Annotated in this window: 25 protein-coding genes and 2 tRNA genes; 16 read left to right on the top strand and 11 right to left on the bottom strand. The window is 70.0% G+C overall.

Annotation, left to right across the window (positions count from 1 at the left end):
• The first annotated feature begins 16 nt into the window (after window positions 1–16).
• Window positions 17–637, top strand: a complete 621-nt coding sequence (locus tag ACQP0P_RS35175) for a hypothetical protein (RefSeq protein ID WP_433363486.1) — start codon at window positions 17–19, stop codon at window positions 635–637.
• Here the strand turns inward: ACQP0P_RS35175 and ACQP0P_RS35170 are convergent.
• Window positions 634–1131, bottom strand: coding sequence for a DUF523 domain-containing protein (locus tag ACQP0P_RS35170; RefSeq protein WP_433363483.1), 498 nt, complete (start codon window positions 1129–1131; stop codon window positions 634–636). The genes ACQP0P_RS35175 and ACQP0P_RS35170 overlap by 4 nt on opposite strands.
• An 86-nt stretch (window positions 1132–1217) precedes the next feature.
• Between ACQP0P_RS35170 and ACQP0P_RS35165 the strand changes: the two genes are divergently transcribed.
• From ACQP0P_RS35165 to ACQP0P_RS35155, 3 genes are all read left to right on the top strand, one after another.
• Complete coding sequence (locus ACQP0P_RS35165) at window positions 1218–1580, top strand: hypothetical protein (RefSeq protein WP_433363480.1); 363 nt, start codon at window positions 1218–1220, stop codon at window positions 1578–1580.
• Complete coding sequence (locus ACQP0P_RS35160; protein ID WP_433363477.1) at window positions 1577–1957, top strand: hypothetical protein; 381 nt, start codon at window positions 1577–1579, stop codon at window positions 1955–1957. Before ACQP0P_RS35165 ends, ACQP0P_RS35160 begins: the two co-directional genes overlap by 4 nt.
• Before the next feature lie 566 nt (window positions 1958–2523).
• Window positions 2524–3753, top strand: a complete 1230-nt coding sequence (locus tag ACQP0P_RS35155) for a CynX/NimT family MFS transporter (RefSeq protein WP_433363474.1) — start codon at window positions 2524–2526, stop codon at window positions 3751–3753.
• A gap of 62 nt (window positions 3754–3815) precedes the next feature.
• Here the strand turns inward: ACQP0P_RS35155 and ACQP0P_RS35150 are convergent, their stop codons facing one another.
• Both ACQP0P_RS35150 and sigJ read right to left on the bottom strand, forming a co-directional pair.
• The gene (locus tag ACQP0P_RS35150) at window positions 3816–4997 is read right to left on the bottom strand and encodes a phytoene desaturase family protein (protein ID WP_433363471.1); all 1182 of its coding nucleotides are present in this window, start codon (window positions 4995–4997) and stop codon (window positions 3816–3818) included.
• A 48-nt stretch (window positions 4998–5045) separates the two neighbouring features.
• A complete protein-coding gene (gene sigJ / locus ACQP0P_RS35145; RefSeq protein ID WP_433363468.1) occupies window positions 5046–5942 on the bottom strand; it encodes an RNA polymerase sigma factor SigJ in 897 nt (298 codons plus the stop codon).
• A 109-nt stretch (window positions 5943–6051) separates the two neighbouring features.
• On the opposite strand from sigJ, the gene ACQP0P_RS35140 reads away from it, so the two are divergent.
• A complete protein-coding gene (locus tag ACQP0P_RS35140; RefSeq protein WP_433363465.1) occupies window positions 6052–7482 on the top strand; it encodes an MFS transporter in 1431 nt (476 codons plus the stop codon).
• Window positions 7483–7501: 19 nt separating this feature from the next.
• Window positions 7502–7574: transfer RNA gene (locus ACQP0P_RS35135), tRNA-Ala, on the top strand.
• A 243-nt stretch (window positions 7575–7817) separates the two neighbouring features.
• On the opposite strand, the gene ACQP0P_RS35130 is transcribed toward ACQP0P_RS35135, so the two are convergent.
• Window positions 7818–8315: a hypothetical protein gene (locus tag ACQP0P_RS35130; RefSeq protein WP_433363462.1), complete on the bottom strand. Its 498-nt coding sequence runs from the start codon at window positions 8313–8315 to the stop codon at window positions 7818–7820.
• Between the two features lie 166 nt (window positions 8316–8481).
• On the opposite strand from ACQP0P_RS35130, the gene ACQP0P_RS35125 reads away from it, so the two are divergent.
• Both ACQP0P_RS35125 and ACQP0P_RS35120 read left to right on the top strand, forming a co-directional pair.
• Window positions 8482–9399, top strand: coding sequence for a diacylglycerol/lipid kinase family protein (locus ACQP0P_RS35125; RefSeq protein WP_433363459.1), 918 nt, complete (start codon window positions 8482–8484; stop codon window positions 9397–9399).
• A gap of 248 nt (window positions 9400–9647) precedes the next feature.
• The gene (locus ACQP0P_RS35120) at window positions 9648–10085 is read left to right on the top strand and encodes an SRPBCC family protein (protein ID WP_433363456.1); all 438 of its coding nucleotides are present in this window, start codon (window positions 9648–9650) and stop codon (window positions 10083–10085) included.
• On the opposite strand, the gene ACQP0P_RS35115 is transcribed toward ACQP0P_RS35120, so the two are convergent.
• Window positions 10069–10890, bottom strand: coding sequence for a MerR family transcriptional regulator (locus ACQP0P_RS35115; RefSeq protein ID WP_433363453.1), 822 nt, complete (start codon window positions 10888–10890; stop codon window positions 10069–10071). The two genes, ACQP0P_RS35120 and ACQP0P_RS35115, sit on opposite strands and share 17 nt — an antisense overlap.
• A 107-nt stretch (window positions 10891–10997) precedes the next feature.
• On the opposite strand from ACQP0P_RS35115, the gene ACQP0P_RS35110 reads away from it, so the two are divergent.
• Window positions 10998–11738 carry an SAM-dependent methyltransferase gene (locus tag ACQP0P_RS35110; RefSeq protein ID WP_433363450.1) on the top strand — a complete coding sequence of 247 codons (741 nt, stop codon included), beginning with the start codon at window positions 10998–11000 and terminating at the stop codon, window positions 11736–11738.
• A 61-nt stretch (window positions 11739–11799) separates the two neighbouring features.
• Complete coding sequence (locus ACQP0P_RS35105) at window positions 11800–12591, top strand: SDR family oxidoreductase (RefSeq protein ID WP_433363447.1); 792 nt, start codon at window positions 11800–11802, stop codon at window positions 12589–12591.
• A gap of 33 nt (window positions 12592–12624) precedes the next feature.
• Here the strand turns inward: ACQP0P_RS35105 and ACQP0P_RS35100 are convergent, their stop codons facing one another.
• Window positions 12625–13887: a serpin family protein gene (locus tag ACQP0P_RS35100; protein WP_433363444.1), complete on the bottom strand. Its 1263-nt coding sequence runs from the start codon at window positions 13885–13887 to the stop codon at window positions 12625–12627.
• Between the two features lie 1068 nt (window positions 13888–14955).
• Window positions 14956–15765, bottom strand: coding sequence for a hypothetical protein (locus ACQP0P_RS35095; RefSeq protein WP_433363441.1), 810 nt, complete (start codon window positions 15763–15765; stop codon window positions 14956–14958).
• A 747-nt stretch (window positions 15766–16512) separates the two neighbouring features.
• On the opposite strand from ACQP0P_RS35095, the gene ACQP0P_RS35090 reads away from it, so the two are divergent.
• Window positions 16513–16659, top strand: a complete 147-nt coding sequence (locus ACQP0P_RS35090) for a hypothetical protein (protein WP_433363438.1) — start codon at window positions 16513–16515, stop codon at window positions 16657–16659.
• Window positions 16660–16718: 59 nt separating this feature from the next.
• Here the strand turns inward: ACQP0P_RS35090 and ACQP0P_RS35085 are convergent, their stop codons facing one another.
• Entirely contained in the window at window positions 16719–17744 is a 1026-nt protein-coding gene (locus ACQP0P_RS35085; RefSeq protein ID WP_433363435.1) for a helix-turn-helix domain-containing protein, read from the bottom strand.
• 215 nt (window positions 17745–17959) lie between these two features.
• On the opposite strand from ACQP0P_RS35085, the gene ACQP0P_RS35080 reads away from it, so the two are divergent.
• Entirely contained in the window at window positions 17960–18418 is a 459-nt protein-coding gene (locus ACQP0P_RS35080) for a rhodanese-like domain-containing protein (RefSeq protein ID WP_433363432.1), read from the top strand.
• A 272-nt stretch (window positions 18419–18690) separates the two neighbouring features.
• On the opposite strand, the gene ACQP0P_RS35075 is transcribed toward ACQP0P_RS35080, so the two are convergent.
• The gene (locus ACQP0P_RS35075; RefSeq protein WP_433363429.1) at window positions 18691–20460 is read right to left on the bottom strand and encodes an asparagine synthase-related protein; all 1770 of its coding nucleotides are present in this window, start codon (window positions 20458–20460) and stop codon (window positions 18691–18693) included.
• A 65-nt stretch (window positions 20461–20525) separates the two neighbouring features.
• Here ACQP0P_RS35075 and ACQP0P_RS35070 point away from each other — a divergent pair, with 65 nt between their 5' ends.
• The 3 genes from ACQP0P_RS35070 to ACQP0P_RS35060 all read left to right on the top strand — a co-directional run bounded on the left by ACQP0P_RS35070 (window position 20526) and on the right by ACQP0P_RS35060 (window position 22465).
• Window positions 20526–20654 carry a hypothetical protein gene (locus ACQP0P_RS35070; protein ID WP_433363426.1) on the top strand — a complete coding sequence of 43 codons (129 nt, stop codon included), beginning with the start codon at window positions 20526–20528 and terminating at the stop codon, window positions 20652–20654.
• Window positions 20655–20753: 99 nt separating this feature from the next.
• Window positions 20754–22262: a YfbK domain-containing protein gene (locus tag ACQP0P_RS35065; RefSeq protein WP_433363424.1), complete on the top strand. Its 1509-nt coding sequence runs from the start codon at window positions 20754–20756 to the stop codon at window positions 22260–22262.
• Window positions 22263–22392: 130 nt separating this feature from the next.
• Window positions 22393–22465 (top strand) — tRNA-Ala (locus tag ACQP0P_RS35060).
• 58 nt (window positions 22466–22523) lie between these two features.
• On the opposite strand, the gene ACQP0P_RS35055 is transcribed toward ACQP0P_RS35060, so the two are convergent.
• Both ACQP0P_RS35055 and ACQP0P_RS35050 read right to left on the bottom strand, forming a co-directional pair.
• Complete coding sequence (locus ACQP0P_RS35055; RefSeq protein ID WP_433363421.1) at window positions 22524–22916, bottom strand: DUF3224 domain-containing protein; 393 nt, start codon at window positions 22914–22916, stop codon at window positions 22524–22526.
• A 117-nt stretch (window positions 22917–23033) separates the two neighbouring features.
• Window positions 23034–24767: an ABC transporter family substrate-binding protein gene (locus ACQP0P_RS35050; protein WP_433363418.1), complete on the bottom strand. Its 1734-nt coding sequence runs from the start codon at window positions 24765–24767 to the stop codon at window positions 23034–23036.
• 352 nt (window positions 24768–25119) lie between these two features.
• Here ACQP0P_RS35050 and ACQP0P_RS35045 point away from each other — a divergent pair, with 352 nt between their 5' ends.
• The gene (locus ACQP0P_RS35045) at window positions 25120–26397 is read left to right on the top strand and encodes an MFS transporter (RefSeq protein ID WP_433363415.1); all 1278 of its coding nucleotides are present in this window, start codon (window positions 25120–25122) and stop codon (window positions 26395–26397) included.
• The last annotated feature ends 41 nt before the right edge of the window (window positions 26398–26438 follow it).

Below are 26438 nucleotides of genomic sequence, written 5' to 3'. Positions count from 1 at the left end.
CGTAATAATCCGTGACATGCGGCAAACGCTGGGGTTCATAGCGGTGTGGTGCGGAGCCACCGTCCTGGCGATCTCGGTCGCCTGGTTCGGCGTCCGCGACGTGCTCCGCAGCGAGGTCTTCGAGGACGCGAGCATCGAGCCCCTCAACGCCGCCCTCGGCCACACCGGAGACTCGCCTCTCCCGCCGGGGGCGCCGACGGGACCGCAGGTCGTCGGCGTGCCGACGGTCTCCCCGGAACCCGTCCGTACCCCGGCGCCCCATCTCATCCCGCCCACGCGGGATACCGCCAGGTCGCAGCCGGCCCGTTCCCCGTCGAGGACGGCCGTGCCGGTGCGCACGCGGGACGCCGGGCTCTCCCGGTCCGCGCCGTCGTCCACCGCGCCCAAGCCGACGGCCACCAGGACCAGATCGATCTCGACCGAGAACCTGCGCGTGGTGAACGTCAAGGGCGGTTCGGTCTCGTTCGCCATCGAGAACGGTGTGTGCCGTCTGATCGCCGCGGCCCCCAACGCGGGCTACGAGGCCAAGGTCGCCTCGGCCACCGGGTGGATCCGGGTCGACCTGGTCAAGGGAGAGCACGGCTCGGCGGTCTTCTGCATCGGCGGGGAGAGCCGTACAGACCTGTGGGAATACTAGGGTTCGCCGATCTCGCGCAGTCGTGCCGCGGCCTCGGTGACGCGATCCTCGCCGAAGACCGCGATGCCGTGCAGTTCGAGCAGGGCCGAGGTGACTCCGTGGCCGGGAACGCGCCGACCGGCGAAGGTGCCGTCGTAGACGGTCAGGCTGCCGCAGGAGGGGCTGCCCTCCTTCAGGATCGCCACCTTCACGTCGAAGGACCTGGCGACGGCGAGCGCCGCCTGAGCGCCGGCGAGGAAGGCTGCCGTGACGTCGGCACCCCCGGCGGTCAGCACCCGGGCCGTCCCGGAGAGCACCGCCGCGCCTCCGGCGCCGCCCTCGATCTCCGCGGCGGGGCGCGGGACGGGCAGGCCGCCCTCGACCTCCGGGCAGAACGGCACGAGCCTCCCCTGGCGCCGCCACGCGGCCAGCAGCGCGTCGCCGCTCGTCTTGGCGGCCCCGTCGTAACGGACCTTCCGCCCCATCAGGCAGGCGCTGACCAGGATCTTTTCCACGGTCTCAGAATAGGTGCCGTGAAGGAGGGGGCGAGGGGGGCGGGCAGTACCCTACTGCTCATGCTTTTCGATCCCCTGCGGTCTCGATGATCGGCCCGCTCGCGACCGGCCTGATCCTGTTCTCCCTGGCGGTCGGCCTGGTCAGCCTCCTGACCAGCATGCGGAACAGGGCGATGGGCACCGTGCTTCTCGTCGCGCTCGGGGTGCTGGAGGTCGGACTGCTGGTCCAGGCCGGGTTCGTGATCGCCGCGATGGTGCGGGGCGAGGGGCCGGCGAGCTCGGCCACGCTCATCGGCTACCTGGCGGGCAGCGTGGTGATCCCGCCGGTGGCGGCCTTCTGGGGGATCGGCGAGCGCTCGCGCTGGGGTCCCGCGGTGATCGCGGTGGCGGGCTTCGCGATTACCGGCGTGGTCGGGCGGCTGCTCCAGGTCTGGCAGGGGATGCCGTGAGCGAGCCGGCGATCGGCAGCGGACCCGGCCGCGCGCTGGTGGCGGTCTACGGGGTGTTCGCCCTGGCCGCGGGGGCCCGCGCCGCGGTGCAGATCGCGACGCGCCTGCAGGAGGCCCCGCTGGCCTACTGGCTGTCGGCGTTCGCCGCCGCCGTCTACGTCGTGCTCACCGTCGCGCTGGCCAGGGGGAACCGGACTCTGGCGCTGGTCGCCTGCGGGATCGAGCTGGCCGGGGTGCTCATCGTCGGCACGCTCAGCATGGTCTATCCAGAGGCGTTTCCGCGTGCCACAGTCTGGTCGGGTTATGGAAGCGGATATCTCTTCATCCCGTTTGTGCTGCCGGTCCTGGGGCTTTACTGGCTTCTGCGGCGCCGCTAGTTAGGCCCGGCCCGCGGTGACCTGGAGCGTTTCAAGACCTTCATCGAGTCGCGCGGCGGCGAGGCCGGCGCCTGGCGCGGGGATGTGCCGGGACCGCACGAGCACGGCGCCCGTGTCGGCGGCACCGGCATGACCGGTGGCTACGGCTCTGACGAGCCCGCGCCTCCGCGCACCGTGGGCCAGGGTTACCCGCCGGAGTCCGCGCCTCCGCCTCCCGGCGGTGAGCCGCCGCTCACCCCGGGGCCACGCATCTGACGCTCGCGGGTCCGGGATGACCGCCTGATGTCCGCCCGGACCGCAGGCTCGCTCGGTGCGGCCCCAGATGTCCGGTGCCCTGACCGTCCGGGTTCTTCGGCGTCGGAGCCGGGGACACGCCGGTGCGCGAGAGAGCCGGGTCACGCCCTGTAAAGGGACACGTGACCCGGCTTTCATGTTGTCAGCAGTTTTCGATCGTCCCCGCCCCGGCGCGTCGGTCAGGAACAAACGGAGGTTTCAGTCCTGTTAAAGTTGCGGTCAGCCAATCATCCTACGATTGGATGAAACCACTAAGGAGGACTGAAACCAGCATGAGCGTGCTAACCCATCAGACCAGGGGCCGCACCGGTGGAACGACAGGATCTCTCGCCTGGTTGCTCGTGCTGGGAATCGTTCTCGCGGCGCTGAACCTGCGCACCGCCGTCACGAGCGTCGGGCCGGTTCTCGACCAGATAATCTCCGGCCTCGGCATGACCGCCCTCGGAGTCGGGCTGCTCACCACGCTCCCCGTGCTCATCTTCGCCTCGGTCGGCGCGCTGACCCCGGCGCTGGCCAGGAAGGTCGGCGAGCACCGCCTCCTGCTCTTCTCCCTCATCGTCCTGGGCGCCGGCCTGCTCATCCGCTCGATGGTGGACTCGGCCGAGGTGTTCCTCTACAGCAGTGCCCTGGCGCTGTCGGGCGGAGCGGTGGGCAACGTGCTCATCCCCAGCCTGATCAAGCGCCACTTCCCCGGCAGGGCCGGGACCATGACCACCGTCTACACCACGGCCCTCGCGGTGGGCACGATGCTCGCGGCCGCCGCGACCGTGCCCATCCAGCAGGCCACCGACGGCAACTGGCACGTTGCCCTCGGGGTGTGGGGGGCGCTCGCCGCCGTCGCCGCCATTCCGTGGCTTGCGCTCGCGCGCAGTGAGCCGGAGCGGCGCGGCGCGGGCGAGGGAACGAGTGCTCGTGCCCTGCTCCGCAGCAGGCTGGCCTGGGCGGTCGCCGCCTACTTCGGCACCCAGAGCATGGTCGCCTACATCATGTTCGGCTTCCTGCCGAAGATCCTCATCGATGGCGGCTACAGCAGCGGGCAGGCGGGTCTGGTGCTGGGCGTCTTCACCGCGATCGGTATCCCGGTCTCGCTCCTCGTGCCCTGGGTGGCGTCGAGGTTCTCCGACCAGCGGCCCGTGGTCGCCGCCTTCGTGGTCTTCTACGTCGCCGGTTTCCTCGGCCTCTGGCTCGCGCCCGTCGGCCTGGCGTGGCTCTTCGCGAGCCTGGTCGGCATCGGGATGGGGTCCTTCCCGCTCGCGCTCACCATGCTCGCCATGCGCACCCGCACCCCCGAGGCGACAGCCGCGCTGTCGGCTTTCGGGCAGAGCACCGGATATCTCATCGCGGGCGCCGGACCCCTGGTCATCGGCTTCACCCACGAGTCGACCGGCGGCTGGACGCTGCCGTTCCTGCTGCTGCTCGGGGTGGTCGCGGCGCAGTTCGTGGCCGGCTGGTACGCCGGGCGGCCGGGTTACCTGGAGGATGAGCGGGCTCTGGCACGCTGACCCTCCCTCGCCGCGCGGCCTGTGCCCTCTCGGGGGCGGCACAGGCCGCGCCGGCGCAGCCGTCAGGCGATCGACGAGTGCGGCTCCGGGTGACCCGCTCGCCGGGTGGCCCACAGGGCGGATTCCGCCGCGATCAGAGCGCTGTGCGAGGAGACCTCGCTGAGCAGGCCGGGGGCCGCCACCGAGTCGCCGACCAACCAGACGCCGTTCCCCCGGTCGATCGCGGGCCGGTCCCGCCAGGTGGTCCCCGGCAGGTCCAGTGCTCCGGTGCGGCCGTTGCAGGTGGCCTCCCGCCGCCAGGTCGTCCGCTCCCGCCAGCCGGGAAGCCCGAGATCTGCCACCCGCTCCGCCCTGGACACCGCCTCGGCCTTCGTCTCACCCGCTCTGACCGGCATCTGTAGCTGGCAGAGGGTCTGCCCGTTGGTGGCGAGCGAGGGGTCCGCCAGGCTGTACTGCTCCATGAAGCCGCCCTCGTCCAGGTCGGAGACGAGGAAGAGGTCGTCGCCGCTCGTACGGAGGCCGAGGTCGAGCAGGACGGCCTTCCCGCTCTCCCAGCGCAGCGACCCGTCGCCGAGCAGCGTCCTGGCGGCGTCCAGTGCGGTCGCCACGATCACGGGGGTGTCCTCGGGCAGGCGGTCCACCCGCGAGCCGGTCTCGATCCGCACGCCCAGGCCGCGTGCGTGTACGGCCATCCGCTCGATCACCCGCCCCCAGCCGCCGACGATGTAGCGCGGTGCCGGATACCTCGGCGCGGTCGCCCGCAGCACTCGCTCCCAGACGAACGCCGCCGACAGCCGTCCGGCGTCGGCGTCGTAGGTGATCACACCGACCAGTCCGGCGAGAGCCCGCATGGCCTCCTCACCGAAGTGCCGGGTGGCCCAGGTCCCGAAGTCCTCGTCCACCGGGGCCCGCAGTCGCCGCTTGGTGCACGCCCTCAGCAGTGACCAGGGTGGCATGGCGGACAGCCGGTCGCCGTGCCGGAACCTGCCCTTCGCGAGCTTGCCGGGCGTGGGCTTGGTGTACGGCCCGACCAGCCCCCTTCTCGCCAGCCAGCGCCATGGCTCGCCGTCGGAGTAGAAAACGTGGGGACCGTCGTTGGCGATGTACGGCGCCGCGGTGCTGCGGGCCCGGCCGCCCGGCTCCCGGTGGGCCTCGTGGAGGGTGACCCGCGCGCCGCCCTCGGCGCACGCGATGGCCGCGGTGAGCCCGGCGAGCCCGCCGCCGACGATGCTGATGTCTCGCATGTTCGATGTCATGCCCTCACGACGGAGCGCGGGGCGCCGTTCGTGACATCACCGCGATCCCCTCAGCCGGGAGAGCTTCTCCGGGTTCGCCACCAGGAAGACGGTCCTGATCAGTCCGTCCCCGACGACCAGCGAGAACACCGTGATCGGCTGCCCGCTCACGCTCACCACCGCGGCGGGCCCGCCGTTCACCTCCGCGATCTCCACCTCGAAGCCGGGGAACGACTCGGCGCCCAGGCTCTCCATGAATCTCCGTGCGCCCGTCTCGGATCCGATCGAGGACAGGAACCGCGCCACCCTGACCGCGCCCCTGATGACCCGCAGCGGGGCCTTGACCTTGCCGCCGCCATCGCTGACCAGCGAAGCGTCCTCGGCGAGCAGCGTGGTCAGCGCCTCCAGGTCTCCGGTCACGGCCGCCGCGGCGAACCGCTCGGTGAGCCTGCGCCGCAGCCCCCGGTCCACCTCGAACCTCGGTCTGCCCTCCTGGACGTGCTCCCTGCCGCGCCGGGCCAGTTGCCGGGTCGTCGCCTCGCTGCGCCCGATCACCTCGCCGATCTCCGCGTACGGCATGTCGAACGCCTCCCGCAGCACGAACACCGCACGTTCCAGCGGGGACAGGGTCTCCAGTACCACGAGCAGCGCCAACTCGACCGAGTCGGCCAGTTCGGCGTGCTCGGCCACATCCGGGGTGACGACCAGTTCCGGCAACCACGGCCCGACGTAGGACTCCCGCTGGGCCCGTACCCGCCGGAGCCGGTCGATGGAGAGCCGTGTCACCACCCTGACCAGGTAGGCGCGGTCGTCTCGCACCTGGGAGGCATCCACCCCCGACCAACGCAGCCACGCCTCCTGGACCACGTCCTCGGCGTCGGTCACGCTGCCCAGGATCCGGTAGGCGACCCCGGTCAGCAGGTCGCGGTGTCCTTCGAAACGCTCAACGGCCATAGGGGCATAGACGTATCACGGCCCTCCGGTGTGACATAGCCCGGTAAACGACTGTTTACTGCCGCGCCTTACCATGCGAGAGCAGAAGTCGGCAGCGAAGGAGCGTGCAGTGACGGGAACGATCGTCGTCGAACCGGGCACCGTGCAACAGGGCAGACATCTCTGGTTGCCCCTGGTGGCGCTCTCCGCGGCAGGGATGGTCGTCTCCGTCCAGCAGACCGTGGTCATCCCGCTGCTGCCCCGGCTGATGGCCACCTTCGGCGTGTCGGTGGCCGAGGTCACCTGGGTCTTCACCGCCTCGCTGCTCGCCGCCGCGGTGGCCACGCCGCTGCTGTCGCGCCTCGGCGACATGTACGGCAAGAAGCGGATGATCCTGTTCACGGTCGGCCTGCTCGTCCTGGGCTCGTTGGTCTGCGCCCTGTCCGGTTCCTTCACCGTACTGATCGCCGGACGGGCCCTGCAGGGCGCGTCGGCGGCGCTGGTGCCGCTGGCCATCGGCATGATCAAGGACACTTTCCCGCCCGACAGGGTCATGACGGCCATCGGGGTGGTCAGCGCCACCATGGGCGTCGGCGGCAGCCTCGGCATGATCGTCACCGGCCTGATCGCCGACCGCACCCCCAGCCACCACCCGGTCTTCTGGATCACCGCGGGGCTCGGCGTGATCGCGATCGTTCTCATCGTGCTGAGTGCCCCCGGTGGCGGAACCGGTGCCGGAGGCCGCCCCGACCTCATCGGCGCGGCACTGCTGTCCGCCTGGCTCGTCTGCCTGCTGCTGGCGATCTCCAAGGGCAACGACTGGGGCTGGGGTTCGGGAGCCGTCCTGTGGCTGTTCGCGGGCGCGGGCGGATTCGGTGCCGTCTGGGTCTTCAGCCAGCTGCGGCTCCGAGCGCCGATGGTACGGCTCCACCTGCTCGTCGGCCGTCGTTCCCTCCCGGCCAACCTGGCCTCGCTGCTCCTGGGCTTCGCCATGTTCGGCTCCTTCGCCCTGATCTCCAGCTTCATCCAGACGCCCCCGTCCGCCGGGTATGGTTTCGGGGGATCTGTCCTCGACGTCGGTCTCTACGCCCTGCCCAGCACCGTGACCATGCTGCTCTCCTCCTTCATGGCCGGCCGTCTCTCGGCCTGGTTCGGCCCCGCCTATTCCCTCGCTCTCGGCGCGGGCCTGTGCGCGATCGGATTCGGCTGGTTCACCCTCTTCAACGACTCGGTGCTCCAGTTGGTCGGCGCCAACGCGGTGCAGGGGCTGGGCTTCGGCGTCGCCTACGCGGCGCTGGGCGCGCTCGCCGTGCAGCACGTGCCCAGGGACCAGAGCGGCATCGCCAGCGGTATCAACTCCCTGGTCCGCTCCATCGGCGGCAGCCTCTCCGGTGCCGCGACCGCCGCGCTCCTCACCTCCATCACCGTCGCCGGTACCGCCATCCCATCCCGGGACGCCTACGTGATCTCCTTCGGGATCATCACCGGGAGCGCCCTGGGGTCGGCGGCCATCGCGCTCGTGTCCGGAATGATGGCGCGAGGGGTGTCCGAAGTCGGTTAAGATTTCATCTGCATCGCAAGGGGCTATGGCGCAGCTGGTAGCGCGCCTCCATGGCATGGAGGAGGTCTGGGGTTCGAATCCCCATAGCTCCACTTCGGTGGTTGGGGTTCGCTGTTCGCAGACGGAGATCTGCTTCCGGCGGGCCCCTTCGTCGTTCACACGGGGGGACGCCCCCCGGGCCCTTCGCTTCGCTCGGGGAAGTGCCGCGCGTTGTGCGGTCTCCGTGCTGTTGGTGGGCGTGGCTGGTAGGGCCAGGCTCGTCGTAGGGCGAGAAGGCGAAGCCTGGGAACCGGTATCCGTGTTCAGTGGTCGACGCTCTGCTGGTGGGGGCGGGGTCAGTCGTCGGAGGCGACGATGACGGCCAGGGAGCCCTCGTTCCGGTCGATCAGGACCAACTCGTGGAACTCGCCGAGGATCCATCCCAGGTCGTCGTCGCGGGCCGCCTCGTCGAGGTCGCGGAGGCGGTAGAGGGAGGTGGCCGCGCGGATCAGCCGGTGGACCTCGCTCTCCAGGTCGTGGGCGACGGTCTCGGGGAGATCGGTGTACCTGTCGGCCCAGGTGCGGATCGTGGCGGAGGCGGTTTCCGCGTCGACGCTCTCGAAGGAGGCGGTCGAGAGCGCGTCAAGGCGGTAGGGGCCGTGCACCGACCCGCTGTCCTTCCAGGAGTCGGGGCCCAGGTAGTCGTCCCGGTACAACTGGTGCGAGAGCAGTGCGGTGAGCAGCGGTTCGTCATCCTGTCCGGGGGTGATACGGAAGTGCTTCACGTCCACCCAGCGGTAGGTCCTGTCCTTGAAGTTGACCAGGGTGGTCGAGGTGAACGCCAGTTGCTCCATGACTATGACGATAGTGACTTCCGGGACCTGTTGATCACCGATTGACCGAACCGGACGAGCAGCCGGGAGGTGCGGAAACCGGGTACGAACTGGGCGCACGCGACGTTTGCCGCTCCGGGGCGAGGGCAGCCGTCACCGTATCCGGCACGGTGCTACAGGAGGTCAGATGCTGCCCCGGAAGCAGAGGATCGGCACGGTCGCGGTGATCGCTCACCAGCGGAAGTCATTCGGCGGAGGGCTGGACGAGCTGCGCAGGCTCCTCGCCGACGAGGGAGTCGGCGAGCTGCTCTGGTACGAGGTGCCCAAGAGCAAGAAGGCGCCGAAGAAGGCGCGGAAGGCGCTGAAGGAGGGGGCCGACCTGATCCTGGTGTGGGGCGGTGACGGCACGGTGCAGCGCTGCGTGGACGCGATCGCGGGCTCGGGTGTCACGGTCGGCATCCTCCCCGCGGGAACGGCCAACCTCTTCGCGCAGAACCTGGGCATCCCCGAGGACCTGCCCAAGGCCGTGCACGTCGCGTTCCACGGTGAGAGCCGGAAGCTGGACCTGGGGAAGGTCAACGGGGAGCACTTCGCCGTCATGGCCGGGGTCGGCTTCGACGCGGCGATGACGGAGGAGGCCGACCGGGGGTTGAAGGACCGCCTGGGGCGTGCGGCGTACGTCTGGACGGGCCTGCGTCACGTCCGCGGGGAGCTCGTGCCGATGGAGGTCAGGATCGACGGGGTGACGTGGTTCGAGGGCGAGGCCAGCTGCCTGCTGCTGGGCAACGTCGGTACCATCACCGGCGGCATCGAGGCGTTCGACGACGCGCGTCCCGACGACGGATGGCTGGAGATCGGCGTGACCACCGCGAACGGGCCGATCCAGTGGGCCCGCGTGCTCGGCCGGATGAGCGCAGGGCGGTCCGAGGAGTCGCCGTTCGTCCGGATGACCCGGGCACGCAAGATCACCGCCAGATTCGACTCTCCCATGACCTACGAGCTGGACGGTGGCGCCAAGGGGGCCGTCACCAAGCTCAAGGCCAAGGTCGTGCCCGGCGGCATCACCGTCCGCGTCCCCGAGTCCACCGGCTCCGAGCAGCTGTGACCCCGGGTCCCCGGCCACCGTGGACCCGGGGACAGACGTCAGGTCGACGCCGATTCTCCCTTTTAGTCAACATTCATAACAAATGCAGATTCGATATGGTTTGTCGACTAAATCGCTTGATGGAAAAGAGCGGTAATGACCAGTAGTCATTGGGCGGAGGTCGCCGGCCCCGGCCGCCCCCGGCGGGTCCGTTCCGGTGCTCGCTCGCGGGCGAGGTCAGAGCATCTGACAGGGATCGTGTACGGGCTGTGATCGAGCTGAACGTGTCGATAGAGATAGCGCGTCCGGCGGCCGAGATATGGCGGATCATCGCCGACTTCGGCCAGGATCCCCGATGGCGCGCGGGCGTGACCACCATGGCGCCGGACCCGCCGGGCCTCGTCGTCCCGGGTACCAGCGCGGACGAATCCATCACTTTCCGGGGCCGTGTCCACCACACCGGCAGCGTGGTGACCTCGGTGGTCCCCGGGACGGAGTTCGCCTGGCGGATGATCTCGGGGATCGACGCCGAGGGCGGCCGGTCGGTCGTGCCGCTGGACGGCGACCGGTGCCTGGTGACCGTTCACCTCAAGATCAGGCTCCGCGGCCTGCAGCGGCTGCGTGTCCCCTTTGTCAGACGCGCGCTCAGGAACAAGCTCCAGCAGGACCTCCGCCGCCTCGGCGACCTGGTCATCGCGCGCGCGTGACCGTCATCTGCAACTCGGTCACCCAGCTGTCATGGTCGTCGGGTGGGCAGTCGATGGAGACCTCCCGCGCGAGTCCGACACTCCGGTAGCCGTGCTCGTCGATCCAGTGGGCCAGCGCCTGGAACGTCGGGCCCGTCTGCTCCATCGAGCCGCGGTGAATGATGGTGGCGGCCGACTCGATCTCCGGCAGGTCCACGATCGCGAAGTCGTGGTCGCCGCCCGTCTCCGCGGCGACCTCCAACCCGGCGTGCACGATCACCCGGCCATCGGCCTCCGGTTCGTAGCGGGCGATGCCGTAACCGGTGATCCTCACTCCGGCGGTCTCGACCCTGCGGCACAGGTCGTCGAAGAGCGGCTGGATGACGGGGCCGATGTCCTCGGCGTCGTAGCTCGCCGCGACGGCGGTGAGCTCCGCCACGCGGGTCGCGGGGATCGGCTTGAGCAGAACCTCTTCGGGATACATATGACCTTCCTTGGCGATTGTCGTGAGCCTTACCTCAACCCGGATCAGCCGTGCGACGTCCGCCGCGATCCGCTCCTCCAGTTCCGCGCGGCGCAACCGCAGCATTCCGTGAAGCTCCGCGGCGTCGACCTGCTCGTCCAGGATCGAACCGACCTGGTGCAGGGTGAAGCCGAGATCCTTCAGGGCGATGACGCGGTTGAGCCGCGACAGCTGGTCGGCCCGGTAGAAGCGGTGACCGGCCGGGTCGACATGGGCGGGCTGAAGTAGGCCGATCGCGTCGTAGTGCCGCAACATGCGCACCGACACGCGGCCGAGCTGGGCGAACTCTCCTATGCTGAACATGGTGCCTTCAGGTGTAGGGGCTGACACCGTGTCAGCCGCAACCTCAGATCCGCCCCCCGCGGATAACCGGTTGTCCGGCCGTTCCCCACCTGGGAAGCATGGTGGTCATGTCACTGCGTTTTCACGAGATCGCCGAGGGCGGTCACCGCATCCTCAACCCGTTCACGAACGACAAGCTGGCGCTGCTAGGCGAGATCGCCAGGCTCCGGCGGGGAAGTCGCCTGCTGGACCTGTGCTGTGGCAAGGCGGAGATGCTCTGCCAGTGGTCTCTCGCCCACGGGATCGAGGGGGTCGGGGTCGACATCAGCGATGTCTTCCTCGACGCGGCACGTGCCAGGGCAGGGGAACTCGGGGTCGCCGATCGCGTACGCCTGGAGAAGGGCGACGCCGGAGCCTACCCGGTGGAGCCGGGCACATTCGACGTCGTGTCCTGCCTGGGGGCGACCTGGATCGGCAACGGGCTGGAGGGGACGGTCAAGCTGATGCTCCCCCCGCTGAAGGAGGACGGGATCCTGCTCGTCGGCGAGCCGTACTGGAACTCCGAGCCGCCCGCGGCGGCATACGAGTCGTTCGGCTTCGGACCGGACGACTTCACCTCGCTGGCGGGGACCTTCGACAGGTTCGAGGCGGCAGGGGTCGAGGTGCTGGAGATGGTCCTCGCCGACCAGGACAGCTGGGACCGTTATGTGGCGAGCCAGTGGTGGACGCTGAGTGACTGGCTGCGTGACAATCCCGACGATCCCGACATCGAGGGAGTGCGCGGCTTCCTGGAACGCTGCCGCCGCTCGCACGTCGAGTACGGCAGGCGACACCTCGGCTGGGGTGTCTTCGTGCTGCGCCGTCGTTGACGGCTACTGACGGGTAGGAATAGGTTCCCAGAGACCGGCTGGTCGGTTCGAGGGAGCTTGCATGCGGGTGCGGGACAAGGTCGTGGTGGTGACCGGGGCCTCGAGCGGGATCGGCCGGGCGATGGTCCGCAGGTTCGCCGCCGAGGGGGCGGCCGGCGTGGTCGTGGCCGACATCGACACGGCGGGCGCGACCGCGGTGGCCAGGGAGATCGGTGACCGGGCGGTCGCGGTACGGGCTGACGTGTCGGTCGAGGAGGACGTACGGGGCCTGGTCACCACCGCCGAGAGTGCCTTCGGCCCGGTCGGCCTGTTCTGTTCCAACGCCGGCGTCGCCACCGGCCGCGGGCTCGACGCCACGAACCCGGACTGGACCCGGACGATCGCGGTGAACGTCCTCGCCCACGTCTACGCGGCACGCGCTGTCGTGCCCGGTATGGTCGAGCGCGGTGAGGGCTACCTGCTCAACACCTGTTCGGCGGCCGGGCTGGTGAGCTGCCCCGGAGACGCCCCCTACGCCGTGACCAAGTCGGCGGCGATCTCCTTCGCCGAGTGGGTGTCCATCCACTACGCGACCAGGGGCGTCAGGGTCAGCGTGCTCTGCCCGCAGAGCGTGCGCACCGCCATGTTCGAGCGCGGCGTCGCCGCGGACCATCTCAGTGCGAGGGCGGCGGGCGCGTCGGGACCCGTCCTCGACCCCGAGGCCGTGGCCGACGCGGTGGTCGAGGGCCTCGCCGCCGAGCGGTTCCATATCTTCCCGCACCCCGAGGTCGCCGGCTTCGTCCGGCGCAAGGCCGAGGACCCCGACCGCTGGCTGACCGGAATGGCGCATTTCGTCGACTCGTTGCGGGCGTGATCGCCGACGTCCGGCCTGACCGTCCGTGCCGGCTCAGTTCCCGGCGGCCGGATCGCCGACCTGGCCGATGAACAGCGGGGTCAGCGTCGGCCGGTGAACGATCGCGAAGGCGAACGGGTGGTCGGCGCGGACCTCGGCCTCGGGCGTGGCCGGGGCCGATACGGCGAAGGCGAGGCCGGTGACGGCGGCGGCCTCGGTGCCCCACTCGTTCACCGTGATGTTGGCGCGGTGGACGGCCTGCTCAAGAGAGGCGCCGTCGGTGATGCCCGAGTAGTCGGTTCCCCGCAGTCCCAGCTTCCCGAGCGGCTCCGCCAGGTCCAGGCTCGTGGAGAAGTCCCAGCGTGGCATGGCGAGCCTCACCGGCCGTTCCCTGAGCCCGGCGGCCACCCGTGCCGTCACGGCGGGGGAGAGCAGATCGCCGGGAGAACCGCCCGCCTGTGGTACGAGAACCCACATGGCCAGGTCACCGCCGGCGTACCGCAACTCCACGGCCTGCCAGTCGGGCCCCGCCGCGTACGGGAGGACTCCGTCGCGGCGCATCAGGGCCGTACGCACGGTCGTGCCGTCCGTTCGGGTGAAGGTGGCGCCTTCCTCAGGCGGGTCGACGAACGGCGTCGTCCACTCGGCCCTGAGGTAGACGGCGTTGGCGATGACCATTCTGGTCTGTGGGCTCAGGTTGTCGAACACCTTCCTGATCCGCCCGGCTGTCCGCTCCTCGACCCAGGAGTCGATGACCTTGGCGCCGTCTCCGGTGAAGTCCACCTGACGCACACCCGCGCCGTACTGTGCCGCGAGCGTGCGCAGGAACTCCGCCCTGACGCTCAGCCCTTCCTGGGTGAAGAGCCCGTTGGCCATGCCCACGATCGCAGGGGCGGGGGCATCTTGGGCATCCCGCTCCGCGCCTGGGGCAGGGGCAGGGGGTGGCGGGTCCTCGGTCGTGATGATCTGCCTGGTGAGCGCGTTGAGCGAGGTATGTGGTCCTGCCGAGGGGAAGCCGAAGACCCTGTCGAGTTCGGTCGCGGTGTCCGCGACCGCCCCCGCCCTCGCCAGGCCGAAGGCGTAACCGATGCTCAGCGGAGACAGGACGGCGTTGGCCCCGGGGCTCGCGGTCGCGGTGAGCAGGGCATGCCCGAAGGACGTCAGACCACGCACGGTCTCCGCGACCGGAGGGTTCTCCGGGACCTCCCGCCGCACCCCCTTGGCGGTGATCACGTTGGGCTCGGCCATGGCGCACGACGACAGGACGGCGATGGCCAGCAGAGTGGGAAACAGTCGGCGCATTCCTCTAACACGCATGCCGCCGCACGGTGGTTCACCTCCGGTGTGGCCGGGGGCATCAGGTGAGTGCGGCGAAGGTGTCCGCGCGCGGGGTGTCGATTCGCGGGCCTGCGGAAGAGGCGACGGTCCTGCGCGGGCGTGGGATCTTCCGGCAGGGCTCGGACAGACAGCGAGGTACGGAGCGATATCGCTCCGTACCTCGCTGTCTGTCAGTTCTTGCGGTCAGTCGACGGCCACCTACCCGGCACAGCCGTTCCCGAATGCCACTTTCCTGGTCCTGGAGACCTGTGGAGTGAACCGCTGGGCCGGGAGGTGCCAATCGATCTGTTCCATGAGACCCCTGGAAACCTCAGCAGATCTTCATGGGAGTACAGGCCCGAACATGCATGGGGGCCCAGATGATCGGGGCAGTGAAAACCGGCGGCCTGGCCGTCGGGGTGCTCAAAGTCCCTGATCCGGGAGGGCCTTGCGGTCCTTCGGGTCCTGCGGGTCCCTCGGGTCCTGCGGGTCCTTCAGGTCCTGCTGGGCCTTGCGGTCCTGCGGGTCCCTCGGGTCCGGGTGCGCCGTCGGCACCTACCGGTCCGGGTGCGCCGTCGGCGCCTTCGGGTCCTTCGGGTCCTGCTGGGCCTTGCGGTCCTGCGGGTCCCTCGGGTCCGGGTGCGCCGTCGGCACCTACCGGTCCGGGTGCGCCGTCAGCGCCTGCGGGTCCTTCGGGTCCTTCGGGTCCTGCTGGGCCTTGCGGTCCTGCGGGTCCCTCGGGTCCGGGTGCGCCGTCGGCACCTACCGGTCCGGGTGCGCCGTCGGCGCCTGCGAGTCCTTCGGGTCCTGCTGGGCCTTGCGGTCCTGCGGGTCCCTCGGGTCCGGGTGCGCCGTCGGCACCTACCGGTCCGGGTGCGCCGTCAGCGCCTGCGGGTCCTTCGGGTCCTTCGGGTCCTGCTGGGCCTTGCGGTCCTGCGGGTCCCTCGGGTCCGGGTGCGCCGTCGGCACCTACCGGTCCGGGTGCGCCGTCGGCGCCTGCGAGTCCTTCGGGTCCTGCTGGGCCTTGCGGTCCTGCGGGTCCCTCGGGTCCGGGTGCGCCGTCGGCACCTACCGGTCCGGGTGCGCCGTCAGCGCCTGCGGGTCCTGCGGGTCCTTCGGGTCCGGGTGCGCCGTCGGCACCTGCCGGTCCGGGTGCGCCGTCGGCGCCTGCGGGTCCTGCGGGTCCTTCGGGTCCGGGTGCGCCGTCAGCGCCTGCCGGTCCGGGTGCGCCGTCGGCGCCTGCGGGTCCTGCGGGTCCTTCGGGTCCGGGAGCACCGTCAGCGCCTGCCGGGCCTGCGGGTCCTTCGGGTCCGGGTGCGCCGTCGGCGCCTGCCGGTCCGGGTGCGCCGTCGGCGCCTGCGGGTCCTGCGGGTCCTTCGGGTCCGGGAGCACCGTCAGCGCCTGCCGGGCCTGCGGGTCCTTCGGGTCCGGGTGCGCCGTCGGCGCCTGCCGGTCCGGGTGCGCCGTCGGCGCCTGCGGGTCCTGCGGGTCCTTCGGGTCCGGGTGCGCCGTCGGCGCCTGCCGGTCCGGGTGCGCCGTCGGCGCCTGCGGGTCCTGCGGGTCCTTCGGGTCCGGGTGCGCCGTCGGCGCCTGCCGGTCCGGGTGCGCCGTCGGCGCCTGCGGGTCCTGCAGGTCCTTCGGGTCCGGGTGCGCCGTCAGCGCCTGCCGGTCCGGGTGCGCCGTCAGCGCCTGCCGGGCCGGGTGCGCCGTCGGCGCCTGCGGGTCCTGCCGGGCCTTCGGGTCCGGGTGCGCCGTCAGCGCCTGCCGGGCCTGCCGGGCCTGCGGGGCCGGGTGCGCCGTCGGCGCCTGCGGGTCCTGCGGGTCCTTCGGGTCCGGGGGCACCGTCAGCGCCTGCCGGGCCCTCGGGTCCGGGGGCACCGTCGGCGCCTGCCGGCCCTTCGGGTCCTGTCGGCCCTGCGGGTCCTGCCGGTCCCTCAGGGCCGACGGGGCCCTCAGGTCCGGTTGCGCCAACGGGACCTCGGGGCCCCACCGGGCCTCTGGGGCCTGTGGGCCCAGCAGGACCCTGGACTCCGTCAGGAATCCGGCACAGGAAGGTTGGCAAGCCCAGCCACTTGCACAGCGGGATATAAGCCGAACTGCCCGAGATCGGCTGCGGCTGCAATGCGCCCTGGATGATTGCCTTGGTGCTGGAGAGGTCGCGGGCGTTAACTGTTCCGGGGACGGAGATGAAGCTTGTACAAATAGTGGAAATCGTCAGAAGGCAGGGGTCAACCTGGGTTCCCCTGGCGGATTCGATTCTCTCGTGACGAGCCTGCGCCGAAGTCGAAAGTTGCGAATCGGCTGAAACTGGGACAGGGGAGTGCAGAAGAAGGACGGCTCCGGCGAGCGCGCCGCCCGCAAGGGTCCGTTTCATGAAAATAGACACGTGCGTTGTCTCTCCCGTTGTATTCAGCGAAAACACTTTGCGGCCATTCTTGGGACGCTCGGGAAGTGGCGGGAGAAGTGTCGATCGAATCAGGTGTGGAAGCTTGATGAAGGGTGCGCGTTTCTTTGCTTTCCGTAAATTTGGATCGCTACATAAAAGCCCAATATCCTGTCGTGGCAATTAATCGGATAAATGAATTATATTCACTCAAGTCGGATAACGGGCTGGCTGGACGGTGATTGAACGTAGGCCTCGACGCCGTCCGGCACCGGCTGTGGGCCGAGGTCGGAGCCGTCGTCGTCACCGCGGAAAACGCCCGTTTGCGGAACTCGCTCCACTGCCGGGACATGTTCGTCGAACACGATCTTCGTACGTCGTACGCGTAACGTTGTGTGATGTGCACGGCCGGGAGGTTCCCGGCCCGAACGGGGCGAAGTTTTCGCGACTACCCGACAGCGGTGGAAGGCGGGTTCGCGCGGGCCGGCGACACCGGGGCGCGGAACGCCCGGCGGTAGGCAGAGGGAGAGGTGCGCATCGCCCGGGTGAAGTGGTGGCGGAAGGCCGCCGCGCTGTCGAAGCCCACCGCGGACGCGATCTCCTCCACCGGCGCGGAGGTGGACTCCAGCATCGTCAGGCTGGCGGTGACCCGCTGGGAGATCACCCAGCGCAGCGGGCTCGTCCCGGTCTGCCGGCTGAAATGTCTGATGAACGTGCGCCGGGACATGCGCGCCACCTCCGCCAGGGCGGCGATCGTGATGGGGGCGGCGAGGTGGTCCAGTGCCCAGGCCATCGCGGTCGCCACGGCGGTGCTGTCCTCCACGGGCGTGACCGCCGCCTGGATGAACTGGGCCTGCCCGCCCTCCCTGTGCGGAGGGATGACGAGCCTGCGCGCGACCTCGTTGGCCACGCCCGGCCCGTGGTCCTTGCGTACCAGGTGGATCAGCAGGTCCAGTCCCGCGGCGCTGCCGGCGCTGGTCAGGATGTCCTCACCGTCCACGTAGAGGACATCCGCGTCGACCCTGACCCGTGGGAACCTCCGCCGGAGCAGGTCGGCGTACCTCCAGTGGGTCGTCGCCTCCCTGTCGTCCAGCAATCCGGCGGCGGCCAGCGCGAACGCACCCGAGCAGATCGACACGACCCGTGCCCCCCGGTCGTAGGCCCGCCGCAGCGCCGCGATCACCTCGGGGGACACCTCACCATGGACGTCGGCCACCCCGGGCACGATCACCGTGTCCGCTGAGGCCAGTACGTCAAGCCCGTGTTCCGCCCGCATGGTGAACCCGCCCGCGACACGCAGGTCGGCAGGACTCTCGGCGCAGACCGACAGCTCGTACCAGGGCACCTCCAGCTCAGGCCGGGCGATGCCGAAGATCTCGACCACGCAGCCCAGCTCGAAGGGGGTCATGCCGTCGAAGGCGAGCACGGCGACGGCGGGATGCGCGCCGCGTGGTTTCGGAGGCGGAACCAGCATGGCGAGATATTAACGATAAGCGGCATTCATGCCACTGTCGGGCCGGGCTCCCCGGCGGGCACCATTGCCTCACCGAGCCGTCCGCCGGCTCCGCTGGAGGTCGCACGGGGCGGTACGAGTGGCTTGCGTGAAGTCCGCCCCGATCTGTCCGCTGCCAAGCACGTACGAACGAAAGGTTAAGCATGGACGCCATCGCCGCTTCCCTCTCAGTCCCGGTGAGCGCGGTAACCTCGGTACCGGCCGCGGGGAATGCCGTCGCGCTGGCGCATTTCGCCGCCCGGCTGGCGTTCGAGACCGACGTGTCCGATGTCGCCGCCGACCTGGCGGCCGGGGTCGCGAGCATCGTCGTGGTCGACTCACGGAGCCTGGCGAGCTGGGAGCAGGGCCATGTTCAGGGCGCCGTCCATCTGCCCACCGCGCTGATCGCCACCCAGGCCGGCTCGGTGATCCCGGTCGGCGTGACCGTGGTGACCTACTGCTGGGGGCCTGGTTGCAACGGCGCCACCCGGGCCGCGCTGGAGTTCGCCAGGCTCGGCCACCCGGTGAAGGAGATGCTCGGTGGCTTCGAGTACTGGGCCAGGGAGGGCTTCCCCGTCGAGACCGCAGGAGGGGTGTCCCGCCGGCCCGTCGACGCGCTGACCGCGCCGGTCTCCGGGGCCGCCTGCGCCTGCTGACGGCGCCCGGCGATCGGTGAGGTTCGAGGCGGTGGGCGTACGATGCCGCGGGTGTCGGTGCTGGGTACGCCCATCCCACCGATGCCCGACGCACCGGTGGGCAGGCGGGGCATGAAGGTTCTCCCGGAGGGCGACCGGCGGTGCAGCGGGAAGCCTGGCCGGTGAGGACTCCGTTGCCCGACACCGGACATGCGGGGCGCGGAGCTTGAGAACGAATCGGGGAACGGAGCCGGCGAAGACCGGTCTTCCCCGGCTTCGGCCGTGCGGACAGGTCAGGACGGGATGGGGATGTGAATCCTGGGCAGGCCCTCGGGTTCCTTGCCGGGATAGTCTCCACCCAGCATGGTGGCCACCGTGTAGAGATGCCAGGCCTGGTTGGGCTTCTTGAGGACGGGGTCGGCGAACAGCGCGCGAACCTCGTCGGGGTTGACGATGGGCGTCAGCAGATCGAGGCGGCCCAGGACGTGGTCGCGTATCAGGCCGGTCAGCTCCGTACCGGGGCTGGTCCGCCAGTTCCAGCCACCGCCGCCGGTTTTCGGCGCGGTCAGCACCTGCGGCCTGCGCTGCCAGGGGTAGTACCGCTTCCCGGCGGTGAATCGCCACGGCTTGCCCTCGATCGGGATGTCCCTGAGCGACGGGGCCAGGACGCCGAGGAGTTCGTAGATGACCTCCTCCGACAGCCGCCAGGTCTGGTCGAGACCCAACGCGGCGCGGACCACCCGGTTGTCGAGGAAGGGCCAGATCTGGTCGCCCCGGCGCAGCGAGCCCGCCCGCGCCCCCGCGTGCCAGCGGCCGACCTTGTAGGAGATGTACATGTGGTCGAGCGCCTCCAGCGGAGCCCGCTCTCGCCACGGCCCGGCCAGCTCGCGGGCGTGCTCGTTGGCCGCCTCACTGAACAGCGCCGGATCTCGCAGGAAGGTCACGTCCACCCGGCGGCGCAGTGCTTTCTCCCCCAGGTCGGTCTGGAGCAGCAACAGGCCGCCGGCCCGCAGGATCTCGCCGCTCTGCCCGGACATGGTCGGCTTGGCGCTGTAGGGGAGGTAACCGACGACCGACTCGTACGCCGATGTCATGCCTTCGCAGGCGCGCAGCGTCTCGTAGGCCCGCGCGAGCGGGTGCTCGATGACGATCGCGTCCTTCTTCTCGGCGCGGGCCGGGGGGATGACGGTGTGCTCGACGCGGAGCGCCTGGGCGACGCGCCCGGCGAGGATCACGTCGGGGTGGGTGTCCAGGCCGTTGGTGGTCGCGCGCAGCGGGATGCCGGCCGCGTGCAGCACCGCGGCGATCAGGCGGCTGTCCCTGCCACCGGTGAGCGCAAGGTTCACCGGTTCCCCCGCCGCGCGCAGCGGCTCCACGGTGGCCAGCAGCGCCTCGGCCAGCTCCCCGACGAGCTCCTTCTTCCGCCTGCGCGACTCCGGTGCCGGCACGGCCGTCGGGAGCGGGGTCGTGGTGATCGTACGGGTGCCGCCCCTGACGGTCACCGACGAGGACGGCGGCAGCGCGCTCACCCCGAGGTAGGGCGTCTCGTCGGACAGGAAGTATCCCTGCCGGACCATCGACTGCAGCGCGAGCACGTCCCAGTCGACGCGCTCGCCGCAGGCGAGATGGACCAGGAGGGCCCGGCTGCCGATCACGTGCACGCCGGGCGTCTCGGCGTAGTAGACCGGGCAGACCCGGTGGATCGCGGTGGCGGCCGACAGCTCGCCCCCGGTGGCCCGGAACACCGAGAAGCACCCGCCGACCGCCTCGCTGTCCAGCGTGGTCATGCCCGCCAGCCGGTTCACGTCCTCCGGTGCGGCCAGGTAACCGTTCACCCCGGTCACCCGGTCGTGCTCGGTCATCAGCGGCGGGGGCTGCCGCGAGTCGTCGGGCTCGTTGGTCCAGGCGAACATGGTGATGCCGGGGCGGTGCCACTCGCGTGACCTGATGACCTCCGGCGGTACGGGGAACGCGCTGTCGATCGCGCTCCTGACACGGTGCAGCATCGCCTCCGGTATTCCGGCTTCCGGATCTTTGGCCGCGAGGCCGAGGTACACCCGCATGACGAAGAATCCTATGTCGCGTTTTTTCAGGATGACTGGGAATCCGGCCACACAGCATGGCCGAGATGAACGAGATGCTGTCGCACACCGTCACCCGTACGGCGACCGCGGCCCGCGGCGTCCGCGACGACCAGCCGGGTCCGCCCACCCCCGGCGAGGACTTCGGCGTGCGGGATCCGGCCCGGAAACCCTGATCACGTGCCGAACACGGTTTGCGCTCGCTTGGGTCAAGCTCCCGGCGGGAGGCTGGAAGGAGCCGTCGTAGGGGGTGACACGCATCCCTAGGAGGCGACATGAAGTCACGCCCGCTCGCCATTGCCCTCGCCGCGATCGTCCTGCTGTCCGCAGCCTGCGGAGGGGCGTCGGACGGGAAGGGAACCGCCAGCCAGCCGATGCCCGAATCCGGCAAGCAGGTCCCGCGGCCCTCCCTCGCGGAAACCGGTGGCCTTGCCACCTCCGGGATCGAGGACTCCGAGGCCGACGCCGCCAGGCAACGTGACACCGCCGCCGAGCAGATCTCCACCTTCGCCCTCGACGTGGACACCGCCTCGTACGGCTACAGCAGGCGGACCATCCAGGAGGGCAGGTTGCCGGAGCCTGGTCAGGTCCGGCCCGAGGAGTTCGTCAACTCCTTCGCGCAGGACTATCGGGAACCGGACGACGACGGCTTCACCGTGCACATGGACGGTGCCCGTACGCCGGGGAACGGCGCCGCGCTGCTCCGCGTCGGCCTGCAGACCCGCAGGGCGGACGCGGAGGCCCGGCGCCCGGCGAACCTCACCTTCGTGGTGGACGTGTCCGGTTCGATGAGCGAGTCCGGCAGGATCGACCTGGTCAGGGAGGCCCTGCACAAGCTCGTCGACCAGCTCGGGCCCGGTGACCAGGTCTCCATCGTGGCCTTCAGCGACCGGGCGGACGTCGTCCTGTCCATGACCCCGGCAACCGACAGGGACCGGCTCCATGCCGCCGTCGAGCGCCTCGCCATAGGACAGTCGACGAACCTGGAGGAGGGACTGACCAGTGGCTACGCGCAGGCCGCGACGAGCTTCAGGGCGGTGGCGGTCAACCGGGTCATCCTGCTCTCCGACGGACTGGCCAACGTCGGTGACACCACCTGGCAGGGCATCCTCGCCCGGGTCCAGGAGGCCGCAGGCAGGAAGATAACCCTGCTGTGCGTCGGCGTCGGCCGCGACTACGGTGACCAGCTGATGGAGCAGCTCGCCGACAACGGGGACGGTGCCGCGGTCTACGTCGGCTCCGCCGACGACGCGCGCAAGGTCTTCGTCGAGCAACTCGTCACCAACCTCGACCTGCGCGCCCGCGACGCCAAGGCACAGGTCGTGTTCAATCCCTCGGTCGTGGAGTCGTACCGTCTGATCGGCTACGAGAACCGGCAACTCGCGACCGAGGACTTCCGTGACGACGCCAAGGACGGCGGCGAGATCGGTCCCGGTCACTCGGTGACCGCCCTGTACGAGGTGCGGCTGCGCGGCGGGGCGTCGGGTCAGCTGGCCACCGCCACCGTACGCTGGCAGGACCCCGACACCCGCGATCCCGCCGAGGCCACCCGCGCCCTCGCGGCCGGTGACCTGGCGGCCTCGCCGTGGCGGGAGTCCGCGCCGAGGTTCCAGGTCGACGTGGTTGCCGTGGGCTTCGCCGAGTACCTCCGCACTGGGGAGGGGATCGCCGGAGCGGACCCCGGGGATCTCGCCGCCCATGCCAGCCGGCTGGCCGCGTCCACCGAGGACCCCGCGGTGACCGAGCTCGCCATGCTGATCGAGAAGGCCATGTCGCTACGGTAGGCACCCGCCCGCGGCCCCGAGGCGAGCCGGCCCCTGTGGCGGCCCGCCTCGGCGGTTACAGGGTGTGGAGTGATTTCCTATACACTGGCGTGGACGCCGGGCAGGGCCCGGCGACATCGGTTCACACCGAGGGGCTATGGCGCAGTTGGTAGCGCGCCTCCATGGCATGGAGGAGGTCTGGGGTTCGAATCCCCATAGCTCCACTCCTCACGAAGGGCGGCCAGATGGCCGCCCTTCGGTGTTTTCCCGGACGAATCGCTCTCAGCCGAGCTCGTAGTCGAGGTGGAAGGAGTGGGCGCCGTCGTCGTTGACGATCTGCCCCCCGCCCCGGATGCCCAGCAGTTCCCCGGTGCCCGAGTCGGGCAGGATCGTCCAGCTCAGCTCCGACTCCCCGGCGTGTGTCGCGGCCGTGTGGTGGAGCACGAAGGTGCCCTTGCGGCCGTGTGCGGTGCCGGTGAAGCGCTCGAAGCCCGCGTAGGCCGCCGACGTCTCGACCGGGGCGACCGCGGTGATGATGTCCGTGGTGCTGGTGCCGACCAGGTCGCCGTCGAAGGTCTTGGTGATGTGGACGCGGGAGAGCGTGGCACCCTCGGCCTCGTCGTAGGCGTGCGGATCCCAGCTGTCGATGGTGAAGGTTCCGGTGGCGCGAGGCATGGTCTGGGCTCCCTTGGAAGGTCTCAGCTCTTGCGCTCATCCTGGCGCCTGTACCTGTCATCTAATGTCAGATACGGGGCTCTCCAGCCGTGACCGCGGCGGCGAGAAGGGGGCGCTCTAGGAAAGGCGCCATTTATCCATGTTCCAGGTGATGGTCGACTGCGCGGGGTTCGGGACGACGTTCTGGAGCGTCTCGTCCCACGCGCTGAGGCCCGGATGCTGGAACAGCGGGATGGTGGCCAGGTCCCTCCAGAGCCGCTTCTCTATCTCACCGATGATCGGGTCCTGGGCGGCCAGGTCAACGGTCGAGTTCAACTCCTTGATGAGGAGGTCGACCCGCCTGCTGGAGTAGCAGCCGTTGTTGTTGCCCTTGCTGTGGGCGTCGCACTTCTGCGGCGAGGTGAAGCTGGAGGCCCAGCCACTGACCAGGGCCGAACCCGACCAGGCGAACAGCGCCACGTCGTAGCCGTTGGTCGGCATCACGGTGCCCAGGAAATCCTCGGAGCCCTTGTCGACGACCTTGAACCCGGCCTTGTCGCAGGAGTCGATGATGAGCTGCACCGCCGCGGTGCGGCGCGGGTTCGGGGTCTGGTAGCCGATGCTGACTTCCAGCCCCGTCTTGCCGGTTTTCCGCAGTAGTTCCCTGGCAGCCGCGATGTCCTGTCGCGTGTACACGTCGGCGCTGCCGCTGGCGGCCACGACCGCGGCGCTGTTGGCCTGGAACGGAGCCACGGTGCGAACCTGCAGGGGCCTGGCCGCGGGTGCGACGGGCTTGATCAGATGGTCGACGATGAGCTGCCTGGGCACGCATCTGGCGAACGCCTCGCGCAGCCTTCTGTCGCGGAACGGGCTGGAGTGGAAGTTGAAGTCCAGGTGCTCGTAGGTGTACTTGTCGGAGACGCTGACCTTCACCCCCCGCAGGGACTGCAACTGCTTGAGCACCTCGGGTCCCGGCTGCGGCTCGACGATCTGGACCTCGCGGTTCTGCAGCGCCTGCGCCTGCTCGTCGAGGGTGATGAAACGCTCGACGATCGTCGGAGTCGCGGCGGGGGTGCCCCACCACCTGTCGTTGGCGATGAGGGTCAGCCGCTGCCCGGCGTCCAGCTTGGAGAGCTTGTACGGTCCCGAGGAGGGGATCAGCCTGGCCTCGGGCAGCCTGCCCTCGGAGACCCAGCCGTCGTTGAAGAACTTGATGCCCTCGGCGAGTTTCTTCGAGTCGGTGTTCTTGACCGCCGCGATGAAGTCCTCCTCGGACAGGCCGTCCTGCTCGGCGACCACGTGGGCCGGCAGCATCTCGGTCGCGCCGGGGCCGCCGGCCACCCAGTCCGCGAACGGCTTGTCGTAGGCCAGGGTGAACTCCTTGCCGCCCTTCTCGCAGTCGGGGACCTCGGTGTCCTGGACGCCGTTGGTGTCGGCTGAGGCGAAGCCCTTGACCTTGCCGGACCGGAAGGCCCACCACAGCATGACGTCGTCGCAGTCGATCGGGGTGCCGTCGGACCAGACCGCCTTGGCGTTGATCGTGTACTTGACGCTCAGCGGGTCGTCGGAGATCTTCTCGTAGGTTCCGAAGTCCTTGTCGGGGACGATCGCGCCCTTGTCACCGTAGAACCAGAAACCCGTGAGCACCCGCTGCAGGGGCGCCGCGTTGCGCGTGGCGTTCTCGGCGGTGGTGTTGTTGTTGTAGGAGTGGAACTCCTGCTCGTACGCGTAGGCGATGGTCTCGGCCGGGATCGACTCCGAGCCCGATGCCGTCGGGTCGTCCGTCGGATCGGTGCTCGCGCAGGCGCTGAGCAGGAGCGAGCCGCATGCCAGCAGTGCCAGGATCCCTGCCGGCCTTCGGGTGTGGAACACGGCACACTCCTTTGATCGCCCGTTCTCCGGCCGGTCCCGTAACGGCCCCGCGGAGCACGAGTGTCGTCGCTCCCTGATGGCCGCGCGGGACCGGAGACCGGCCTCGCGTCTCCCCGTGACCATGCCGGATGCGAGACCTCCAGTTGACGAGAATAGAAAAAACGGAACCTTTGAGCGAATTCTCCCAGTATGTGAGATGGCCATTACCGGGCTCCCGGCGTGCCTGCGTACGGGAAGGGCATCCGCGCCGGGGAAAGCGGCGGTACCGCCGGAGCGAAGATGGCCCGATCCTTGTGGGTATTGGCACTCGGGCCACTCGCGTGGAGCGTTTCGCCCCTCGATTATGGGGCGCATGACAACGACTCTTCGGGCGCCTGAACGCAAGCTGCACCGCGCCTGGATCGTGGCGGGAGTCGCGTTCGTGGCCATCCTCGGCGCGGCCGGGTTCCGGGCGACGCCCGGCGTGCTGATCACACCGCTCCAGGAGGAGTTCGGCTGGTCCCGGGGCACGATCTCGCTGGCCGTCTCGGTCAACCTCATGCTCTACGGGCTGACCGCGCCCTTCGCGGCAGCGCTCATGGACCGTTTCGGAATGCGTAGAGTCGTAACGTACGCCCTGCTGCTGGTCGCCGCGGGCAGCGGGTTGACCATCCTGATGAACGCCCCCTGGCAACTCGTCCTGTGCTGGGGGGTCCTGGTCGGCCTCGGCACCGGCTCGATGGCCCTGGTCTTCGCCGCGACCCTCACCGAACGCTGGTTCGTCCGCCACCGCGGCCTCGTCACCGGTGTGCTCACCGCGGGCGGCGCCACCGGGCAACTCGTCTTTCTGCCCGTCCTCGCGCACCTGGCGGCCGACAGCGGCTGGCGGGCGGCCGCCGTCACGGTCGCCGTCGCGGCTCTGGCCGTGGTCCCCCTGGTCTGGTTCCTGCTGCGTGACCGGCCTGAGGACGTGGGCACCACGGCTCTGGGCGCAGACCCCGCCGCACCCCCGGCCGTGCGGCCCGTGCGGACCGGTGGCGCCGCCTCGCGGGCTCTCGGCGTGCTGTGGAGCGCCGCGCGTACGCGCCCCTTCTGGCTGCTCGCAGGGGGGTTCGCGATCTGCGGGATGAGCACCAACGGTCTGATGGGCACCCATTTCATCCCCGCCGCCCACGACCACGGCATGGCCGAGCCGGTCGCCGCCGGGCTGCTCGCGCTGGTCGGGATCTTCGACGTGGCCGGCACCGTGGCGTCCGGGTGGCTGAGCGACAAGGTCGACTCGCGCGTCCTCCTCGGCGCCTACTACGGGCTGCGGGGCCTGTCGTTGATGGCCCTGCCAAGCCTGTTCGGGGCCACCGCCGAGCCCAGCATGCTGGTCTTCATCATCTTCTACGGCCTCGACTGGGTGGCCACGGTCCCGCCGACCGTCGCCCTGTGCCGCCAGATCTACGGTCCCGACGGGGCTGTGGTGTTCGGCTGGGTCTTCGCCTCCCACCAGATCGGCGCGGCGGTCGCCGCGGTCGCCGCGGGAGTCACCCGTGACCACTTCGGCGCCTACGACCTCGCCTGGTACGCCGCGGGGTTGCTCTGCTTCGCCGCCGCGCTCATGTCGGTGCTCATCACCAGGAAGCAGGCGTCCCTGAAGGTCTGACCTCCTCCCTGTCCCGAAGGGACGGGCAGCCAGGCCACGGC

The organism is Streptosporangium sp. CA-115845 (genome assembly GCF_050943795.1).
GTDB lineage: Bacteria > Actinomycetota > Actinomycetes > Streptosporangiales > Streptosporangiaceae > Streptosporangium.
This window is presented reverse-complemented; position numbering and strand designations above follow the sequence as displayed.

Coding starts and splice junctions, on each gene's coding strand:
- ACQP0P_RS35175 (WP_433363486.1), top strand. CDS start 17: ATGCGGCAAACGCTGGGGTTCATAGCGGTGTGGTGCGGAGCCACCGTC.
- ACQP0P_RS35165 (WP_433363480.1), top strand. CDS start 1,218: ATGATCGGCCCGCTCGCGACCGGCCTGATCCTGTTCTCCCTGGCGGTC.
- ACQP0P_RS35155 (WP_433363474.1), top strand. CDS start 2,524: ATGAGCGTGCTAACCCATCAGACCAGGGGCCGCACCGGTGGAACGACA.
- ACQP0P_RS35150 (WP_433363471.1), bottom strand. CDS start 4,997: ATGCGAGACATCAGCATCGTCGGCGGCGGGCTCGCCGGGCTCACCGCG.
- sigJ (WP_433363468.1), bottom strand. CDS start 5,942: ATGGCCGTTGAGCGTTTCGAAGGACACCGCGACCTGCTGACCGGGGTC.
- ACQP0P_RS35130 (WP_433363462.1), bottom strand. CDS start 8,315: ATGGAGCAACTGGCGTTCACCTCGACCACCCTGGTCAACTTCAAGGAC.
- ACQP0P_RS35125 (WP_433363459.1), top strand. CDS start 8,482: ATGCTGCCCCGGAAGCAGAGGATCGGCACGGTCGCGGTGATCGCTCAC.
- ACQP0P_RS35115 (WP_433363453.1), bottom strand. CDS start 10,890: ATGTTCAGCATAGGAGAGTTCGCCCAGCTCGGCCGCGTGTCGGTGCGC.
- ACQP0P_RS35110 (WP_433363450.1), top strand. CDS start 10,998: ATGTCACTGCGTTTTCACGAGATCGCCGAGGGCGGTCACCGCATCCTC.
- ACQP0P_RS35105 (WP_433363447.1), top strand. CDS start 11,800: ATGCGGGTGCGGGACAAGGTCGTGGTGGTGACCGGGGCCTCGAGCGGG.
- ACQP0P_RS35100 (WP_433363444.1), bottom strand. CDS start 13,887: ATGCGTGTTAGAGGAATGCGCCGACTGTTTCCCACTCTGCTGGCCATC.
- ACQP0P_RS35085 (WP_433363435.1), bottom strand. CDS start 17,744: ATGCTGGTTCCGCCTCCGAAACCACGCGGCGCGCATCCCGCCGTCGCC.
- ACQP0P_RS35075 (WP_433363429.1), bottom strand. CDS start 20,460: ATGCGGGTGTACCTCGGCCTCGCGGCCAAAGATCCGGAAGCCGGAATA.
- ACQP0P_RS35070 (WP_433363426.1), top strand. CDS start 20,526: ATGAACGAGATGCTGTCGCACACCGTCACCCGTACGGCGACCGCGGCC.
- ACQP0P_RS35065 (WP_433363424.1), top strand. CDS start 20,754: ATGAAGTCACGCCCGCTCGCCATTGCCCTCGCCGCGATCGTCCTGCTG.
- ACQP0P_RS35055 (WP_433363421.1), bottom strand. CDS start 22,916: ATGCCTCGCGCCACCGGAACCTTCACCATCGACAGCTGGGATCCGCAC.
- ACQP0P_RS35045 (WP_433363415.1), top strand. CDS start 25,120: ATGACAACGACTCTTCGGGCGCCTGAACGCAAGCTGCACCGCGCCTGG.